The organism is Azospirillum sp. P4_B5 (genome assembly GCF_056402275.1).
Genome location: NZ_JBFUHT010000010.1, coordinates 50,099 through 66,072 on the forward strand (window position 1 = coordinate 50,099; position 15,974 = coordinate 66,072).

Here is a 15,974-nt window from a genome sequence, read left to right on the forward strand (position 1 = left end):
CCATCCCTCAAAAAACGAAGGCCCCCAGGGGTGGGGGCCTTCGCGTCGTCGGGTACCGGTCAGTCGCGCTTCACCGTGTCGGCGTCGAGCGCCGCCTGGGCGGCGGCCAGACGGGCGATCGGCACGCGGTAGGGCGAGCAGGACACGTAATCCAGCCCGACCTTCTCGCAGAAGGAGATGGAGGCCGGGTCGCCGCCATGCTCGCCGCAGATGCCGAGCTTGATGTTCGGACGGACCTTGCGGCCGCGCTCCGTGGCGATGGCGATCAGCTCGCCGACGCCGTCCTGGTCCAGCGTCTGGAACGGGTCGTGCTCCAGGATGCCCTGGCGCTGGTACTCCGGCAGGAAGGCGCCGGCGTCGTCGCGCGACAGGCCGAAGGTCGTCTGGGTCAGGTCGTTCGTGCCGTAGGAGAAGAACTCCGCCGTCTCGGCGATCTCACCGGCCTTCAGCGCGGCGCGCGGCAGCTCGATCATGGTGCCGACCATGTATTCGAAGCTGACGCCGGTCGAGTCCATGACCTCCTTGGCGACGCGGTCGACGACGGCCTTGAGGATGTCCAACTCCTTCTTGGTGCCGATGAGCGGGATCATGACCTCCGGCATCACCGTCTCGCCCGTGGTCTGGGAGACCTCGGCGACCGCGCTGAAGATGGCGCGGGCCTGCATCTCGTAGATCTCGGGGTAGGTGATGCCGAGGCGGCAGCCGCGATGGCCGAGCATCGGGTTGGCCTCGTGGAGCTGCACCACGCGGTGGTTCACCTTGAGCTGGTCGGTGCCGGTGGCCTTGGCGACCTCCGCCATCTCCGCCTCGGTGTTGGGCAGGAACTCGTGCAGCGGCGGGTCAAGCAGGCGGATGGTCACCGGCAGGCCCGACATGATCGTGAACAGCTCGGCGAAGTCCTTCTTCTGGAAGGGCTCCAGCTTGGCGAGCGCAGCGCGGCGGCCGGCCTCGCTCTCCGCCAGGATCATCTCGCGCACCGCCAGGATGCGGTCCGGGTCGAAGAACATGTGCTCGGTGCGCGAGAGGCCGATGCCCTCCGCGCCGAACTTCCGCGCGGTGCGGGCGTCCAGCGGGGTCTCCGCGTTGGTGCGGATCTTCATGCGGCGCAGCGAGTCGGCCCAGCCCATCAGGGTGGCGAAGTCGCCCGACAGTTCCGGCTGGATCGTCGGGACCTGGCCCAGCATCACCTCGCCGGTCGAGCCGTCGATGGTGACGATGTCGCCTTCCTTGATGGTGACGCCGCGGACCGACATGATCTTGGACTTGTAGTCCACGCGCAGGTCACCGGCGCCCGACACGCAGGCGCGGCCCATGCCGCGGGCCACCACGGCGGCGTGGCTGGTCATGCCGCCGCGGGTGGTCAGAATGCCGCGGGCGGCGTGCATGCCGTGGATGTCCTCAGGCGAGGTCTCCACGCGGCAGAGGATGACCGCCTCGCCCTGGCCGGCCAGCGTCTCCGCCTCGTCGGCGGTGAAGACGACCTTGCCCGAGGCCGCACCCGGCGACGCCGGCAGGCCCTTGGCGATGACCTTGCGCTCCGCCTTCGGGTCCAGCGTCGGGTGGAGGAGCTGGTCGAGCGAGGCCGGGTCGATGCGGCGCACGGCCTCGGCCTTGTCGATCAGTCCTTCGCTGGCGAGATCGACGGCGATCTTCAGCGCCGCCGGGGCGGTGCGCTTGCCGTTGCGGGTCTGCAGCATGAACAGCTTGTTCTGCTGGACCGTGAATTCGATGTCCTGCATGTCGCGGTAGTGCTTCTCCAGCGTGAGGCGGACCTCGTTCAGCTGGTTGAAGACCTCCGGCATGACCTCTTCCATGGCGGGCAGGTCGGACTTGTTGGCCTCCTTGCCGGCGATGGTCAGGTGCTGCGGCGTGCGGATGCCGGCCACCACGTCCTCGCCCTGGGCATTGACGAGGTATTCGCCGTAGAAGGCGTTCTCGCCGGTGGACGGGTTGCGGGTGAAGGCCACGCCGGTGGCGCAGTCGTTGCCCATGTTGCCGAACACCATGCACTGCACGTTGACGGCGGTGCCCCAGTCGGCGGGGATGTCGTGCAGCTTGCGGTAGGTGATCGCGCGGGCGTTCATCCACGAGCCGAACACGGCGCCGACGGCGCCCCACAGCTGCTCCTGCACGTCCTGCGGGAAGGGCTTGCCGAGTTCGTGCTCGACGGCCTTCTTGTAGTCCTCGATGACGGCCTGCCAGTCGGCGGCGCTCAGGTCGGTGTCGAGGTTGTGGTTCTTGTCGCGCTTGTGGTTGTCCAGGATCTCCTCGAAGTGGTGGTGGTCAACGTCCAGCACCACGTTCGAGTACATCTGGATGAAGCGGCGGTAGCTGTCGTAGGCGAATCGGGCGTCGCCCGAGCGCTTGGCGAGGCCGGCGGCGGTCGCGTCGTTCAGGCCGAGATTCAGCACCGTGTCCATCATGCCCGGCATGGAGGCGCGGGCGCCGGAGCGCACCGAGACCAGCAGCGGGTTGGCCGGATCGCCGAAGGTGGCGCCCATGGCCTGCTCTAGCCCCTTCACCGCGGTGTCCACCTGGGCCTTCAGCTCCGGCGGATAGTTGCGGCCGTTGGCATAGAAATAGGTGCAGACCTCGGTTGTGATGGTGAAACCCGGAGGAACCGGGAGGCCCAGATTGGCCATCTCGGCCAGATTGGCTCCCTTGCCGCCGAGCAGGTTCTTCATGTCTGCCCGGCCTTCGGTGGCATCGGCACCGAAGCAGTAAACCCACTTGTTCTCGCCCTGGCTCGCCATCGTGAAATCCTCGTTCACCTCTATGGTCGTCCGGCCGTCGGCTGTGCGGGGAACCGGTGAAGATCCGTCCTGCGAACGGGTGTCCTTCTGGTATGACCGCGCAACCGCATCCGATGGAGCCCCTTCTAGCCCCCCGCGGAAGGAGAACACAAGACGATCCGTTGCATAGCGTGAGCGCGACGGTGCTGATCCCATTTATGCCACGGTGCGCGAAAGGGGCAGGCCGGACGGAAAACTACCCCTTATCCTTTGCGCGAAAAGGGAAATCCGCCGTGGCCATCACGGACCGCGGGCAAGATCCAGCACGGCGTCGGTGGCGGGCGGGGGCGGGCGTTCGCGGTCGGCGCCGCGGCGGCTGCGGAAGGTCCGGAAGGCGATGGCCATCCAGGTGCCGTGAAAGGCGAGGCCGCAGAGCAAGACGATCTCCCCCGGCACCGGCCCGATGGTCGCCCGTGCGAACAGCTCGTCCAGGCTCGACAGCGGCACCGGATGGATCATCAGCTTGCCCAGATAGGCCACCACCTGGATCAGGAAGATCCAGCCGTAGTTCCGCCGCAGCCGGCGGCCCACCGCCTCCAGGTAGGTGATGTGCAGGTTGGGGTTCTGGTAGTCCTGGAACAGCGTCTCGTTCCAGCCCCGGGCGAACTGGTCGCCCTGGCCGCGCAGGATGGGGCCGAGAAAGTACAGCTCCAGCACATGGGCGCGGATTCGCCAGAAGTCGAAGAAGCGGTAGCGCCGCGCCTCGATGTAGAGGAACACGGCGACCAGAAGCCCCACCAGCACCAGCGGCAGGGGGGAGGCGGTGGCGCTGCTGAAGGTCAGCGACAAGGCGATGCCGGTGGTCACCACCGCCCAGTTGGTGGTGGCGTCCAGCCGGGTCCGCCAGACGGTGCTGCGGTAGATCTCGGCCCTGTAGAGATGCGACAGGGCCGTGACCTCGGCCGAGGTGTAGTGGGTCTTGGGTGCTTTGGCGGCGATGTCGTCCATGCTCGGCGTCCTCCCCCTTGGCGTTTCTTGCGCAGGGGCCGGGGACGCCGGCGCGTCAGTGGGCGCTGCCGTCGGCCTCCAGCCCCAGCCGGTCGAACAGCCGCCGGTCGGCCTCATGCTCCGGATTGCCGGTGGTCAGCAGCTTGTCGCCATAGAAGATGGAGTTCGCGCCCGCGTAGAAACAGAGCGCCTGTCCCTCGTCGCTGAGCGAGCGGCGCCCCGCCGACAGACGGACGTAGGAGCGCGGCATCAGGATGCGGGCCACCGCGATGGTGCGGATGAACTCGAAGGCGTCCAGCGTGTCCACGCCGCCGAGCGGGGTGCCCGCGACCGACACCAGCTTGTTGATCGGCACGCTCTCCGGCTGCGGCGACAGGTTCGCCAGGGTCTCCAGCAGGCCGGCGCGGTCGGTGCGGCTCTCCCCCAGCCCGACGATGCCGCCCGAGCAGACCTTCAGCCCGGCGTCGCGGACGTTGGCCAGCGTGTCCAGCCGGTCGCGGTAGCTGTGGGTGGAGACGATCTGCTCGTAGAACTCCTCCGACGTGTCGAGGTTGTGGTTGTAATAGTCGAGCCCGGCGTCCTTCAGCGCGTCGGCCTGCGGGCGGGTCAGCATGCCCAGCGTCATGCAGGCCTCCAGCCCCATCTCCTTCACGTCGCGGACGATGTTGGCCAGCTTCTCAACATCGCGGTCCTTCAGCTCGCGCCACGCCGCGCCCATGCAGAAGCGGCCGGCGCCCGCCTGTTTGGCCTTCTCGGCGGCGGCGCGCACCTGGGCGCGGTCCAGCAGCTTCTCGGCCTCGACGCCGGTGTCGTACTTCACGCTCTGCGCGCAGTACTTGCAGTCCTCCTGACAGCCGCCGGTCTTGATGTTCAGCAGGGTGGAGAGCTGGACCTTGTTCGGGTCGTGGTGCTGGCGGTGCGTCTCGTGGGCGCGGTGCAGCAGCTCCATGAAGGGCAGCTCGAACAACGCCAGGATGTCCTCGCGGGTCCAGCGCCGGGCGATGGTGGAGGTGGTGGAGTCCGCGGTCTGCATGGCGGTGTCGGGCATGGTCGGTCCTCGGGAAAAACGAATCAGAGAAGGGTATCGGCGGCGTCGCGGATCGCGGCGTAGGCGCGGTCCAGCTGCCCGTCCGTCACGCAGTAGGGCGGCAGCAGGTATATCACGGGGCCGAGCGGGCGCAGCAGCAATCCCCGCTCCAGGAAGAAGCGCTTCAGCGTCTGCCCCACCGCGGCGGTGTAGCCCTGCGCGTCGGTCACCTCGATGGCGGCGATGGTGCCCAGGACGCGCCCGCGCGACAGCTTCGGGTGGCCGGACAGGTCGGCGATGGCGGCGCGGTGCCGCGCCTCGATGCGCGCGAGGTTGGCGGCGGTCTCCGCCGAGGTGGTCAGGTCGAGCGAGGCCAGGGCGGCGGCGCAGCCCAGCGGGTTGGCGGTGAAGCTGTGGCCGTGGGCGAAGGCCCGGTCGAAGCCGGCGCCGAGGAACGCTTCGTAGATCGAAGCGCCGCAGGCGGTGACCGACAGCGGCAGGAAGCCGCCGGTCAGACCCTTGGACAGGCAGATCAGGTCCGGAGCGACTCCGGCCTTGTGGCTGGCGAACAGGGCGCCGGTGCGGCCGAAGCCGGTCATCACCTCGTCGAAAATCACCAGCGCGCCCGCCGCCCGCACCCGCGCGGCCATGGCCCGCAGGAACTCCGGGCGGCAGAAGCGCATCCCGGACGCGCCCTGGACCAGCGGTTCGATGATGACGGCGACCATCTCCGCGCCGTTGGCGGACAGCCAGCGGTCGAGCCAGTCCAGCGCCGCCGCCTCCTTCGCCTCGACCTCCGGGTCGCCGTCCCAGGTGGCCGGGTAGGGCATGCGGTCGACGGCGAAGAGAAGCTCCTGGAACGGCGCGTAGAAGCCGGAGCCGACGCCCGCCGCCATGGCGCCGAAGGTGTCACCGTGGTAGCTGCCCTCGAAGGCCAGGAAACGGCGGCGCTGGCTCTCGCCCTTGTTGCGCCAGTATTGCCAAGCGAGCTTCAGCGCCACCTCCACCGCGGTCGAGCCGTTGTCGGAGTAGAAGACGCGGTCGAGGCCGCCCGGCAGCACCTCGGCCAGCCGGGCGGCGAGGCGGGCGGCGGGACTGTGAGTGAAGTCGGCGAAGATCACCTGCTCCAGCCGGTGCGCCTGCTCCGCGATGGCCCCGGCGATGGCCGGGTGGGCGTGGCCGTGCAGGTTCACCCACCAGGAGGAGATGAGGTCGAGGATCTCCCGCCCGTCCTCGGTGAACAGGCTGACTTCCTTGCCGTGGATGACGGCCAGCGGCTCCGGCGCGGTCTGCGCCTGGGTGAAGGGATGCCAGACGTGGCGCCGGTCGAGAGAAACGGTGTCGGTCATGGAAACACGCTGTTGAATGAAGGGATGAGCGCCGCCGCTTCGGCGACGGTTTCGGCGTCGAGCCGGGGCAGGGTGGGAATCTCGGCCAGCACGCGCACCTTGCCGAACCGCTCGATGGCGGCGCGGTTGCCGGGGTTGGGCGGGCCGTTCAACACCACCCCGGCAACCGCCAGCCCGCGCGCCCGCAGCGCCTCCAGGCTGAGCAGCGTGTGGTTGATGGTGCCGAGCGTGCTGCGCGCCACCAGCACCACCGGCAGGCCGAAGCGGGCGATCAGGTCGATGATGAAGACGTCCTCCGTCACTGGCACCATCAGCCCGCCGGCCCCCTCCACCACCAGCGGTCGGCCGGTGTCGGGCAGGGACAAGGCGCCGGGGTCGATGGCGATGCCCTCCAGTTCCGCCGCGGCGTGCGGGGACAGCGGCTCGGCCAGCGCATAGGTCGGTGGATGCACGCGGTCCGCGGGCAGGGCGGCGAGGGCGGCCACGGTGGGCGTGTCGCCGGCCTCGTCCTTCAGGCCGGTTTGCAGGGGCTTCCAATAGGCGGCGTCCCAGGCCCGCGCGAGGCAGGCGGACACCAGCGTCTTGCCGACGCCGGTGTCTGTGCCCGTGACGAACACCCCGCGGGGCTGGGCGCCGTCCTTGCGGAACACGTCCTTGCGGAACAGGCCGTAGGCGATGTGGTGGGTCATGGTCACTCCTTCCGGCCGTTCCAGCCGGCGCAGCACGCGGCGCAGGGCGCCCGGCGGCAGGGGGCGGCGGCCCTCCGTCGGCAGATGGGCGCCGATGCCCTTCAGTTCGGCCAGGAACTCCAGCCCGTCGGGGTGCTGGCGGAGCAGCCGTTCCTCCTCCACCGACCCCGCGCCCCCGGCGGGCCACAGCCGGTCGAGGGTCTGGCGGGTGGGGTAGGTGGGCACTCCGGCCTCAAGCCCCAGCGCGTGGTGGGCCTCCCGCCATTCGAGGAAGCTGTCGGCGGCGAGCGTGGCGACAGCGATGCGCCCGCCCGGCGCCAGCAACTCCGCCCAGCGCGCCAGGGCGGCGGCGGGGTCGCGGAACCATTGCAGGGCGAGGCTGGAGACGATGAGGTCGAAGGGGCCGTCGAGGTCCGGCTGTTCCCCGTCCACGATCCGGAACTCGGAATCGGTCGGGTCGCCCAACGCGGCGCGGCAGCGCACCAGCATGTCCGGCGACAGGTCGGTGAGCAGCCAGTCCGCCGACCCGATCCGCTCGCGCAGGGCGCGGCTGAGGAAGCCGGTGCCGCAGCCGATCTCCAGCACGCGGGGGCGGGACGGCAGGGGGAGGTGGGCGACGCGCTCCGCCAGACGTTCCGCCGCAATGCGCTGCACGGCGGCGTGCTCCTCGTAGCGGGGGGCGGCCTTGCCGAAGGCGGCGGCGATGGCGGCCTTGCGCGGGTCGGCGGTCATGCCGTCAGTCCGGCGGTGAAGGCGGCGATCCGCTCAGCGCACCAGCCCGGCGCGGTCAGCGGCAGCAGATGCCCGCCCTCGGGGTGCCACTCGACCAAAATCTGACCGCATCCATCATCCCCTCTCCCCCCTGGGGAGAGGGTTAGGGTGAGGGGGTTGCGCAATGCCTGATCGTCCGGTCCCCCGAGAACCCCCTCACCCGGCGCCTTCGGCGCCACCCTCTCCCCAGAGGGGAGAGGGGTAAGATGGCCGCGAAACGCCTGTTCGGTCATGGCCGGCGGGACGATGGGGTCCTGCGCCCCCGCCAGGGCCAGCGCCGGGCCGGTGAGCGCAGCGCGGGTGTCCCAGTCGCGCAGCGCCCGCAATGCCTCGCCCAGCCGGGCCGCATGAAGGCCCTTAGGCAGCGGGGCCTCGCAGCCGCAGCGGCGCAGGAAGTCCCCGGTCACCGCCTCCGGCGCGGCGTCGAAGCGCGTGATCATGCGGTCCAGCAGCCGGCGCGGCGTGGCGGGAGCGAAGCCGTCGCCCTCGGTGAAGCGCGGGAAGCCGTTGACCAGCACCAGCCCGTCCCAGGCGAAGGGCCGCTCGTGCAGCAGCCACAGCCCCCCGAAGGAATGGCCGACCGCGATGACGGGGCGTCCGGCGGGAAGCTCGGGATACGACGGCGGGCCGTAGAAGCCCAGATCCATCGCCACGCTCTCCCACTTTGGAAGGGCGTTCCGCACACCGTCCCAGACGCCGGGGCCGAACCCCCAGCCATGGACGAAGACGAACAGCGGCGCGGTCATGCCGGCGTCCAGGCGTCGGCCACCGCGTCCATCAGCGCCTCCAGGTCGTCGTCCGCGTGGGCGGCGGACAGGGCGAAGCGCAGGCGGCTGGTGCCCGGCGGCACGGTCGGCGGGCGGATGGCGATGCCCAGGATGCCGCGCTCCTCCAGCCGCCGGCTGAGCGCCAGCGCATCCTCCTCCGCTCCGGCGATGGCCGGGACGATCTGCGTGCTCGACCCCGCGGTGGCGATGCCCAGCCCATGGAAGGCGGCGCGCAGCCGCTCGGCCATGGCCTGGAGCCGGGCGCGCTCGGCGTCCAGCGCCGGCACGAGGTCGAGCGCCGCGTCCATCGCCCCCAGCACGGCGGGCGGCAGGGCGGTGGCGTAGATCAGCCCGCCGCAGCGGTTCACCAGATAGTCGCAGAGCGCCTTCGACCCCGCCACATAGGCGCCGAAGCCGCCCAGCGCCTTGCTGAAGGTGCCCATGGCGAGGTCCACGCGCCCGCTGCCCAGCGCCGCCAGCCCCATCCCGCGTGGGCCGAGCACGCCGGTCGCGTGCGCCTCGTCGAGGAACAGGAAGGCGCCGTGCCGCTCCGCCAGCGCGGCCAGTGCCGACACGTCGGCGCGGTCGCCGTCCATGCTGAAGACGCTCTCCGTCACGATGAAGCGCGTGCCCGGCTCCCCCACGCGCTGGGCCAGCAAGGTTTCCAGATGATCGAGGTCGTTGTGGCGGAAGCGGATCTGCCGCACCCCGGCGGCGGCGCAGCCATGGTGCAGGCTGGCGTGGTTCAGCCGGTCGGTGAAGACCAGCGCGTCGCCGCCCAGAAGCTCGCGGTCGAACAGGGCGGGCAGGACGGCGGCGTTGGCCTGCCAGCCGGAATTGAACAGGAGCGCCGCCTCCGTCCCCTTCAGCCGGGCGAGCTTCGCCTCGACCTCCGCGTGAAGTTCCAGCGTGCCGCAGATGAGACGCGACGCCGTCGCCCCCGCGCCCCAGCGCCGCGTCCAGTCACAGGCGCGCTCCACCAGCAGGGGATGGGAGGCGAGGCCGAGATAGTCGTTGCTGGAGAAGTTCAGCAGCGTCCGCCCGCCGCGCCGGATGCGCCCCGCCCCCTCCGGGCGCACGGGCAGCAGGGAGCGGCGCGTGTGGCGCTGGTCGAGGCGGTCGAGATGCTGGTGGAACAGCGGGTCGAGCAGGGACATGATCCGGGCGTGATAGCAGAGCGCGCCACTGGGGTGAAAGGCCCGATTAGCACAGGTGCCCCGACGCTTCGGCAGCGGTAGACTGGCGCGGCCATGCTGTCCGATCCGCATTTCCACGACCGCCCCGACACCCTGCCACCCGAGCCCGGCGCCTATGCGCTGCTGATCGCCCTGGAGCGGGATCTGCCCCTTCGCCTGCCCGGCAAGCCGGAGCGCGTGCTCGCGCCGGGCCGCTATCTCTATTGCGGCAGCGCGCGCGGGCCGGGGGGGCTGCGGGCGCGGGTCGGGCGCCATTTCCGCCGGGACAAGACGGAGCGCTGGCACATCGACCGGCTGACCGCGGCGGGCCGGATGCTCGGCGCCTGGATCGTGCCCGGAGGCGACGAATGCGCCCTGGTGGCGACGCTGTCCGGCCTGCCGGTGCCGGTCCCCGGTTTCGGCAGCAGCGATTGCCGCCGCTGCGCCAGCCATCTGCTGCATTGGCCGGATGGAACGCCGATTCCGTTTCCAAGGCCGCCCTTTTTAAGGCTACAGGCGGGCTCCGGAATGGGAATTGAGGCGAATTGCTTGGTTCGACCGCCTTCCGGAGGTTATAGTCTCCCGTCATCGGGAGGCGGGCATGAAGACATTGATCCCTAACCGCCGGGTCCCTAACCGCCGGGACGTCCTCAGGGCTTTCGGAGGCGCCTTCGGGGCCGCGGCCATGCTTCCGACGGCGTCCCAGGCGTTTGGGCAATCGGCATCCTCGGCACCGTCCGCCCTTGGTATCGGCGTCCTCTATTGCGGCGACCGCGCGGATTTCGGCTTCAACCAAGCCCATGCGGAGGCCGCCCGCGCCTTGACCGGCCTGCCCGGCCTGCGGCTGGAGGAGCGTGAGCACGCCGCCGGCACGCTGGCCGCCACGGCGGAGGAACTGGTTGGTCTCCAGGGCTGCCGGGTCGTCATCGTCACCGCCGCGGGCGACGCGCTGCCGGGGCTGCTGGCCCAGGCCGACGCCCACCGCGACACGGTGTTCCTGTTCTCCGGCGCGCCGCTGGACCGCGACCGCCTCCCCATCAACACCGGCTTCTTCGAAGGCTATCTCGACGAGGCGCAGCACATCTCCGGTCTTGTCGCCGGCTACGCCAGCCGTGCCAAAACAATCGGCCTCGTCGCCTCCCACCCGGCGCCGGACGTGCTGCGCTGCGTGAACGCCTTCGCGCTGGGCACCCGGCGCGCCGATTCCGCCGCCGCGCTGCGCGTCGCCTTCGTCGGCGAGACGCCGACGCCGCGGCAGGTCGCGGAGGCTGCCCGCGCGCTGGCCGATGGCGGGGCCGACGTGCTGGCCGCCCAGCTCGACGGAGCGCGCCCGGTCTGCGAGGTGGCGGAGGCGCACGGCATCCTGTGCTGCGGCCTGCACACCGACCTGTCGGCCTTCGCGCCGCAGGGCTTCCTGACCGGGGCCGAATGGGCCTGGGAGAAGGCCTATGCCGAGACCGTCGCGCTGATCGCCGCGGGAAAGCCGTGGAAGCATCTGCGCCAGGGCGGCTTCGACCAGGGTTTCGTGCGCAACACCGCCTACGGCCCGGCGGTGGGGGTGGAGGCGCGGGCCCACGCCGACGCGGCGCGGATGCAGCTTGCCAACGGCAACGCCGCCGTCTTCCGCGGGCCGATCCAGGACAACACCGGACGGACGGTGGTCGCCAAGGGCAAGGCCTTGCGCGGCGGCGACGCGGAGCTTGGCCGCATGGTCTGGCTGGCCGACGGCGTCACCGAGGTCGGGCGCTGACTGTTACGTCCCGCTTTGTTCCGTCCAGCCGCAGGCGGTCAGCGCGTCCCGCATGTGCGGCGGGGGCGGCGCCACGGCGGTGACCGGCTCGCGGTCGAAGGCCATGGTGAAGGTGACCGACCGCGCCAGCAGATGCAGGTTCCCCGGAGGCACGCGCACCGGGCCGTAATAGGGCTCTCCCACCAGCGGGCAGCCGATGGCCGCACTGTGGACGCGCAGCTGATGCGTGCGCCCGGTCCGTGGCCGCAGTTCCAGCCACGCCCGCCCGTTGCCGGTTCCCAGCACCCTATAATGGGTGACGGCGGGCTGGCCGGTGGGGTGCGTCACGATGTTCCAGGCGCCGGGGATCAGCAGCTTCAGCAGCGGGAAGTCGATGACCCCCTCCGCCTCCTCCGGGATGCCCTCGCTGACCGCCCAGTAGGATTTCTCGACATGGCCGGCGGCGAACATGTCGCCCAACCGCTTCAACGCCCAGAGCGACCGCCCGAGCACGAGGCAGCCCGCCGTGTCGCGGTCCAGCCGGTGGGCCAGCCGCGGCGGCGTGCCGTCCCCCTCCGCCCCCCCTTCCGCCAGGAAGGGCAGATAGAGGTCGAGATGGTCGGTGATCCGCCCGGCCTTGTGCACGGCCAGCCCGGCGGGCTTGTCGATGATGAAGACGTCCGCGTCCTCGTGCAGGATTCGGGCGCGCAGCGTGGCGGGGGTGAAGGTGGTACCGGCGTCGCTCATGGGCGCCACCCAAGCACGGCGCGGGGGGAGGGGCAAGCCCGCCGGCGGTTTCGTGCCGCGGAACCACAGCGGCGCACGGTCTGTTGCCCAACAAGCGGCGCCGTGGACACGTCTGGACCTACGCCGCCGCGCCGCCCATCTTTACGGAATGACGAGTCACCGCGCGAAGGGATACGGGCGATGGGTGAACGCGACAATCTGCCGGCGCAGCAGCGGTCCACCCAGACCGAGGTGGACGACTTCCTGAGCCGTGTGGCGGCCCTGCCTCGGGCAACGGGGGGGCCGCGCGGGCGTCTGATGTTCGCCATGGACGCCACGGCCAGCCGCGAGCCGACCTGGGACCGCGCCTGCCAGATCCAGGGGGAGATGTTCCAGGCGACCTCCGCGCTGGGCGGGCTGGACATCCAGCTCGTCTATTACCGTGGATTCCGCGAATGCCAAGCCAGCCCCTGGGTCGGCAACGCGCAGGACCTGTTGCGGCGAATGACCGCGGTGTCCTGCATGGCCGGCCAGACCCAGATCGCGCGGGTGCTGGGGCACTGCATCAAGCAGACGCGGGACCGCAAGGTCAACGCGCTGGTCTTCGTCGGCGACTGCATGGAGGAGGACGTCGATCAACTCGCCCATCAGGCGGGCCAATTGGGGCTGCTGGGCGTCCCGGTCTTCATCTTCCACGAGCGCGGGGATCTGATCGCCAAACGTGCCTTCCAGACCATCGCGCGGCTGAGCGGCGGCGCCTATTGCCCGTTCGACGGCTCGTCCGCCCAGCAATTGCGGGACCTGTTGAGCGCGGTCGCCGTCTACGCGGCGGGCGGCCGGGCGGCTTTGGAGCATTACAGCCGCGGGCGGGGCGACGCGGTGCGGCTTCTCACCAGCCAACTCGGGAGCGGCCAGGGGGGACGCGGGGGGCAAAGCCATGCATCATAGGGCAGGATTCGGCTAGAGATGGGGCAGAGCGGGATGTTTGGGTTTTTTCTCCTGGGCATCGCGCTGGTGGCCGGCCTCGCCATGCTGGCTCGCGTCTTCGTGTCCGCGGACCCGCGGACGCTGGCCACGGCGGTGCGCTATGGCGGCATCGCGCTGGCGGCCGTGACGGTCGTCGTCCTGACCCTGACCGGGCGGCTGGGCACCGCCATGATGCTGGGCGCCTTGGCCTTTCCGCTGCTGACGCGCTGGCGGACGCTGCGCGACGTCTTCCGCCCGTCGTCCTACGGGGCTTCTGCGGGCGGCGGGCAGACCTCGCAGATCGAGACCCTCTATCTGCGGATGACGTTGCAGCACGACACCGGCGCGATGGCGGGGGAGGTGCTTCACGGGCCGTGGCGCGGGCGGACGCTGGAGTCGCTGACGCTGGGGCAACTGCTGGCTCTGCTTGAGGATTGCCGACGCGACGATCCGCAATCGGCCTCCGTCCTGGAAGCGTGGCTGGACCGTGCCCATCCCAGCTGGCAGACCACCGAAGAACAATCCGTTGGCGGCGCGAACAATTCCGGGTCAAAGGACAGTGGTGGCCGCCGCGCCGGCGGTTCTATGACCCGCGACGAAGCCTATGATATTTTGGGGTTGTCGCCCGGAGCCACACCCGAACAGGTAAAGGACGCTCACCGACGGCTGATGATGAAAGTGCACCCAGATCATGGGGGGTCCACCTATTTGGCAGCCAAGATCAACCAAGCGAAGGATTTGCTGCTGCGCAACTAACCTTTTGCCGGGTTACGGAAGGGGAGTTGCGCCACCGAATTCTCTGTGGCAGAAAGCTGGACGAGCGTTTTGCAAACCTGCGAATCGTCTCCATATTCGAAGTATTTCCGCAAGCAACCACAAGAGAACCCCAATGCGAAAGCCTGTGCGCAAGGTGGTGTTCCCCGTCGCCGGTCTCGGTACGCGCTTTCTGCCGGCCACCAAGGCGATTCCGAAGGAAATGCTGCCTTTGGTCGACCGGCCTCTGCTTCAGCATGCCGTGGAAGAGGCGCGGGCCGCCGGCATCGAGGATTTCGTGTTCGTCACGGGCCGCAGCAAGCGCGCCATCGAAGACCATTTCGACACCGACACGGAACTGAACCGCACCCTTGAGGAGCGCGGCAAGCAGGATGCCCTCGATGTGGTGCGCCACAGCGAGATCGCGCCGGGCCGCTGCTTCTACACGCGCCAGCAGGTCCCGCTGGGCCTCGGCCACGCGGTGTGGTGTGCGCGGGCGGTGATCGGCAACGACCCCTTCGCCATCGTCCTGCCCGACGACTTCGTCCAGGGCGACACCCCCTGCCTGAAGCAGATGGTCGACGCCTACAACGAGGTGGGCGGCAACATTGTCGCCGTCGTGGACGTCCCGCGCGAGCGGACCAGCAGCTACGGCATCCTGGACGTGGAGAAGGACGACGGCCGTCTGGCCACCGTACGCGGCCTCGTCGAGAAGCCGAAGCCGGAAGAGGCGCCCTCCACCCTGTCGATCATCGGCCGCTACATCCTGCAGCCGGAGGTGTTCGACCATCTGGAGAAGCAGCAGCGTGGTGCCGGCAACGAGATCCAGCTCACCGACGCGATGGCCAAGCTGATCGGCGCCCAGCCCTTCCACGGTCTGCGCTTCGAAGGCACCCGCTACGACTGCGGCGACAAGGTCGGCTTCATCGAAGCCACGCTGGCCCACGCGCTGAAGCGTCCGGACATGGCGGACAAGGTCCGCGAGATGCTGCGCAAATACTGCTGACGCGGATGGTCCGCGGGGAGGGCGGTGCCTTTTCCCGCGGGCCAGTCGTCTTCCGCCGGGCCGTCGGTGTCTGTGTCAACGGCCGCCGGCGGCTCGGCGGGGAGGCCGCGCGGCTTCCTCCGGCGGGGCGGAGCGGCGGAAGGTGCTGAGTTCGGGGATGCGGTTCACCGACAGGCCGGCAACCCGGCAGGGCACCACCTCCAACACCTGGAATCCGGCCTTGCGCGGGTAGCGGGCGCTGACGCGTTCGCGCACCTCCCGTTCCGTTTCGGCGGTCAGCAGACATCGGCGGATGCCCACCCAGCCGCGTTGCCCGGTCATCACGGTGGCTTCGCTCGGCAAGTGACGCACCGCGGCTTCCCAGAACCGGCCCGGACGAGGCTCGGAGCGGTCAAACACGTGATAGCGCACGATCGGCGCCGCCTGCCTCGCCTCCAGCTCGTTCAGGGCGGCCTGCATGTCCTGTTCGGCCTTCAGGGCGCGTTTCTCGGCCTCGGCGTGCTTTTGGGTGACCTGGGAATAGGCGGTGGCGATGTCCTCCACGTCCTTCCCAACCTCCTCCATCTTCTCGCGGATGCGCAACTGGGCCTGCCGCAGACCTTCCAGTTGCCGCCGCCAATAGCGGTTGGACAGCACCGTCAGCACCATCAGCCCAAGGCTGAGATAGAGCATCATCCCGGTCATGCTGCCGCTCCTTCCGCGTCGGGGTCGGGCGCCTGGGCGAGCGGAACGACCAGGGTCGGCAGGACGCCGTTCTTCACGGTGAAGGAGACGCGCGCCATCGCCGCCGCCTGATCGACGGAATAGGTCCAGACATGGGCGACGTTGGGGTAGCTCCAGATCTGGCGGGCGAAAATCACGTCACGCCGTTCGATGGCGGGGAATTCGTCCTGCACGGTCAGCCGGGCCCAGAAACAACCGGCCTCCTCGCCGTCGCCCAGCTCATGGACGAACTCCACCTTGGTGAGTTCCAGCGCCCGGATTTCCGACAGCGCCTTCTGCCGTCGCCCGTTGCATTCGGTGGTGCGGGCCTGGAAGGCGGTCATTTCCTCCCGCCGCTGCTCCAGCTTGCGAGTCCATTCGCTCAGCGCCGTCTTCTTCCGGTCGTGCTGGCGCATCATCATGGTCTGGCGCGCTTTCTCCGACGTGATCTGCCCGACGTCGATGACGATGGACAGGCCGAGCGCCGCGGCGCTGGTGACCAGCAGAAGCATGCCCAGGAACTCGGCCGATAGAACCATTGGTGTACCTTCTGGTTGCGGCAGAAGCTTCGCGT

Annotated in this window: 15 protein-coding genes; 5 read left to right on the forward strand and 10 right to left on the reverse strand. The window is 69.8% G+C overall.

All coding sequences use genetic code 11. The features are described 5' to 3' along the window. Positions 1 to 59 precede the first annotated feature (59 nt). The 7 genes from ppdK to bioF form a co-directional block, all read right to left on the reverse strand. A complete protein-coding gene (ppdK, locus tag AC1DVI_RS10295; protein ID WP_476958007.1) occupies positions 60 to 2,753 on the reverse strand; it encodes a pyruvate, phosphate dikinase in 2,694 nt (897 codons plus the stop codon). A 279-nt stretch (positions 2,754 to 3,032) separates the two neighbouring features. Further along, positions 3,033 to 3,740: a DUF2270 domain-containing protein gene (locus AC1DVI_RS10300; RefSeq protein ID WP_149166239.1), complete on the reverse strand. Its 708-nt coding sequence runs from the start codon at positions 3,738 to 3,740 to the stop codon at positions 3,033 to 3,035. 55 nt (positions 3,741 to 3,795) lie between these two features. Beyond that, positions 3,796 to 4,788: a biotin synthase BioB gene (gene bioB / locus AC1DVI_RS10305; protein WP_476957886.1), complete on the reverse strand. Its 993-nt coding sequence runs from the start codon at positions 4,786 to 4,788 to the stop codon at positions 3,796 to 3,798. A 23-nt stretch (positions 4,789 to 4,811) separates the two neighbouring features. Beyond that, entirely contained in the window at positions 4,812 to 6,116 is a 1,305-nt protein-coding gene (gene bioA / locus AC1DVI_RS10310) for an adenosylmethionine--8-amino-7-oxononanoate transaminase (RefSeq protein ID WP_476957887.1), read from the reverse strand. Further along, positions 6,113 to 7,537 (reverse strand): dethiobiotin synthase, encoded by a 1,425-nt coding sequence (gene bioD, locus AC1DVI_RS10315; protein WP_476957888.1) that lies wholly within the window; start codon positions 7,535 to 7,537, stop codon positions 6,113 to 6,115. Before bioD ends, bioA begins: the two co-directional genes overlap by 4 nt. Then, positions 7,534 to 8,322: an alpha/beta fold hydrolase gene (locus AC1DVI_RS10320; RefSeq protein ID WP_476957889.1), complete on the reverse strand. Its 789-nt coding sequence runs from the start codon at positions 8,320 to 8,322 to the stop codon at positions 7,534 to 7,536. Before AC1DVI_RS10320 ends, bioD begins: the two co-directional genes overlap by 4 nt. Then, positions 8,319 to 9,500, reverse strand: a complete 1,182-nt coding sequence (bioF, locus tag AC1DVI_RS10325; protein ID WP_476957890.1) for an 8-amino-7-oxononanoate synthase — start codon at positions 9,498 to 9,500, stop codon at positions 8,319 to 8,321. Before bioF ends, AC1DVI_RS10320 begins: the two co-directional genes overlap by 4 nt. Positions 9,501 to 9,593: 93 nt before the next feature. Between bioF and AC1DVI_RS10330 the strand changes: the two genes are divergently transcribed. Beyond that, positions 9,594 to 10,139 carry a GIY-YIG nuclease family protein gene (locus tag AC1DVI_RS10330; protein WP_476957891.1) on the forward strand — a complete coding sequence of 182 codons (546 nt, stop codon included), beginning with the start codon at positions 9,594 to 9,596 and terminating at the stop codon, positions 10,137 to 10,139. Between the two features lie 64 nt (positions 10,140 to 10,203). Further along, a complete protein-coding gene (locus AC1DVI_RS10335) occupies positions 10,204 to 11,268 on the forward strand; it encodes a BMP family ABC transporter substrate-binding protein (RefSeq protein ID WP_476957892.1) in 1,065 nt (354 codons plus the stop codon). Positions 11,269 to 11,271: 3 nt separating this feature from the next. Here the strand turns inward: AC1DVI_RS10335 and AC1DVI_RS10340 are convergent, their stop codons facing one another. Then, positions 11,272 to 11,994 (reverse strand): RluA family pseudouridine synthase, encoded by a 723-nt coding sequence (locus tag AC1DVI_RS10340; protein ID WP_476957893.1) that lies wholly within the window; start codon positions 11,992 to 11,994, stop codon positions 11,272 to 11,274. Between the two features lie 180 nt (positions 11,995 to 12,174). On the opposite strand from AC1DVI_RS10340, the gene AC1DVI_RS10345 reads away from it, so the two are divergent. The 3 genes from AC1DVI_RS10345 to galU all read left to right on the forward strand — a co-directional run bounded on the left by AC1DVI_RS10345 (position 12,175) and on the right by galU (position 14,698). Beyond that, positions 12,175 to 12,921, forward strand: coding sequence for a VWA domain-containing protein (locus AC1DVI_RS10345; RefSeq protein WP_149166248.1), 747 nt, complete (start codon positions 12,175 to 12,177; stop codon positions 12,919 to 12,921). Positions 12,922 to 12,954: 33 nt separating this feature from the next. After that, a complete protein-coding gene (locus tag AC1DVI_RS10350) occupies positions 12,955 to 13,695 on the forward strand; it encodes a DnaJ domain-containing protein (protein WP_170295909.1) in 741 nt (246 codons plus the stop codon). A 133-nt stretch (positions 13,696 to 13,828) separates the two neighbouring features. Continuing rightward, entirely contained in the window at positions 13,829 to 14,698 is an 870-nt protein-coding gene (galU, locus tag AC1DVI_RS10355; protein WP_149166250.1) for a UTP--glucose-1-phosphate uridylyltransferase GalU, read from the forward strand. Between the two features lie 75 nt (positions 14,699 to 14,773). Here the strand turns inward: galU and AC1DVI_RS10360 are convergent, their stop codons facing one another. Both AC1DVI_RS10360 and AC1DVI_RS10365 read right to left on the reverse strand, forming a co-directional pair. Next, entirely contained in the window at positions 14,774 to 15,382 is a 609-nt protein-coding gene (locus tag AC1DVI_RS10360) for a hypothetical protein (RefSeq protein ID WP_149166251.1), read from the reverse strand. Then, positions 15,379 to 15,939 (reverse strand): hypothetical protein, encoded by a 561-nt coding sequence (locus AC1DVI_RS10365; protein ID WP_476957894.1) that lies wholly within the window; start codon positions 15,937 to 15,939, stop codon positions 15,379 to 15,381. The genes AC1DVI_RS10360 and AC1DVI_RS10365 overlap by 4 nt, the downstream gene beginning before the upstream one ends. Between the last annotated feature and the right edge of the window lie 35 nt (positions 15,940 to 15,974).

Coding starts and splice junctions, on each gene's coding strand:
- bioB (WP_476957886.1), bottom strand. CDS start 4,788: ATGCCCGACACCGCCATGCAGACCGCGGACTCCACCACCTCCACCATC.
- AC1DVI_RS10320 (WP_476957889.1), bottom strand. CDS start 8,322: ATGACCGCGCCGCTGTTCGTCTTCGTCCATGGCTGGGGGTTCGGCCCC.
- AC1DVI_RS10365 (WP_476957894.1), bottom strand. CDS start 15,939: ATGGTTCTATCGGCCGAGTTCCTGGGCATGCTTCTGCTGGTCACCAGC.
- AC1DVI_RS10340 (WP_476957893.1), bottom strand. CDS start 11,994: ATGAGCGACGCCGGTACCACCTTCACCCCCGCCACGCTGCGCGCCCGA.
- galU (WP_149166250.1), top strand. CDS start 13,829: ATGCGAAAGCCTGTGCGCAAGGTGGTGTTCCCCGTCGCCGGTCTCGGT.
- bioF (WP_476957890.1), bottom strand. CDS start 9,500: ATGTCCCTGCTCGACCCGCTGTTCCACCAGCATCTCGACCGCCTCGAC.
- AC1DVI_RS10330 (WP_476957891.1), top strand. CDS start 9,594: ATGCTGTCCGATCCGCATTTCCACGACCGCCCCGACACCCTGCCACCC.
- ppdK (WP_476958007.1), bottom strand. CDS start 2,753: ATGGCGAGCCAGGGCGAGAACAAGTGGGTTTACTGCTTCGGTGCCGAT.
- AC1DVI_RS10345 (WP_149166248.1), top strand. CDS start 12,175: ATGGGTGAACGCGACAATCTGCCGGCGCAGCAGCGGTCCACCCAGACC.
- AC1DVI_RS10350 (WP_170295909.1), top strand. CDS start 12,955: ATGTTTGGGTTTTTTCTCCTGGGCATCGCGCTGGTGGCCGGCCTCGCC.
- AC1DVI_RS10335 (WP_476957892.1), top strand. CDS start 10,204: ATGCTTCCGACGGCGTCCCAGGCGTTTGGGCAATCGGCATCCTCGGCA.
- AC1DVI_RS10300 (WP_149166239.1), bottom strand. CDS start 3,740: ATGGACGACATCGCCGCCAAAGCACCCAAGACCCACTACACCTCGGCC.
- bioA (WP_476957887.1), bottom strand. CDS start 6,116: ATGACCGACACCGTTTCTCTCGACCGGCGCCACGTCTGGCATCCCTTC.
- bioD (WP_476957888.1), bottom strand. CDS start 7,537: ATGACCGCCGACCCGCGCAAGGCCGCCATCGCCGCCGCCTTCGGCAAG.
- AC1DVI_RS10360 (WP_149166251.1), bottom strand. CDS start 15,382: ATGACCGGGATGATGCTCTATCTCAGCCTTGGGCTGATGGTGCTGACG.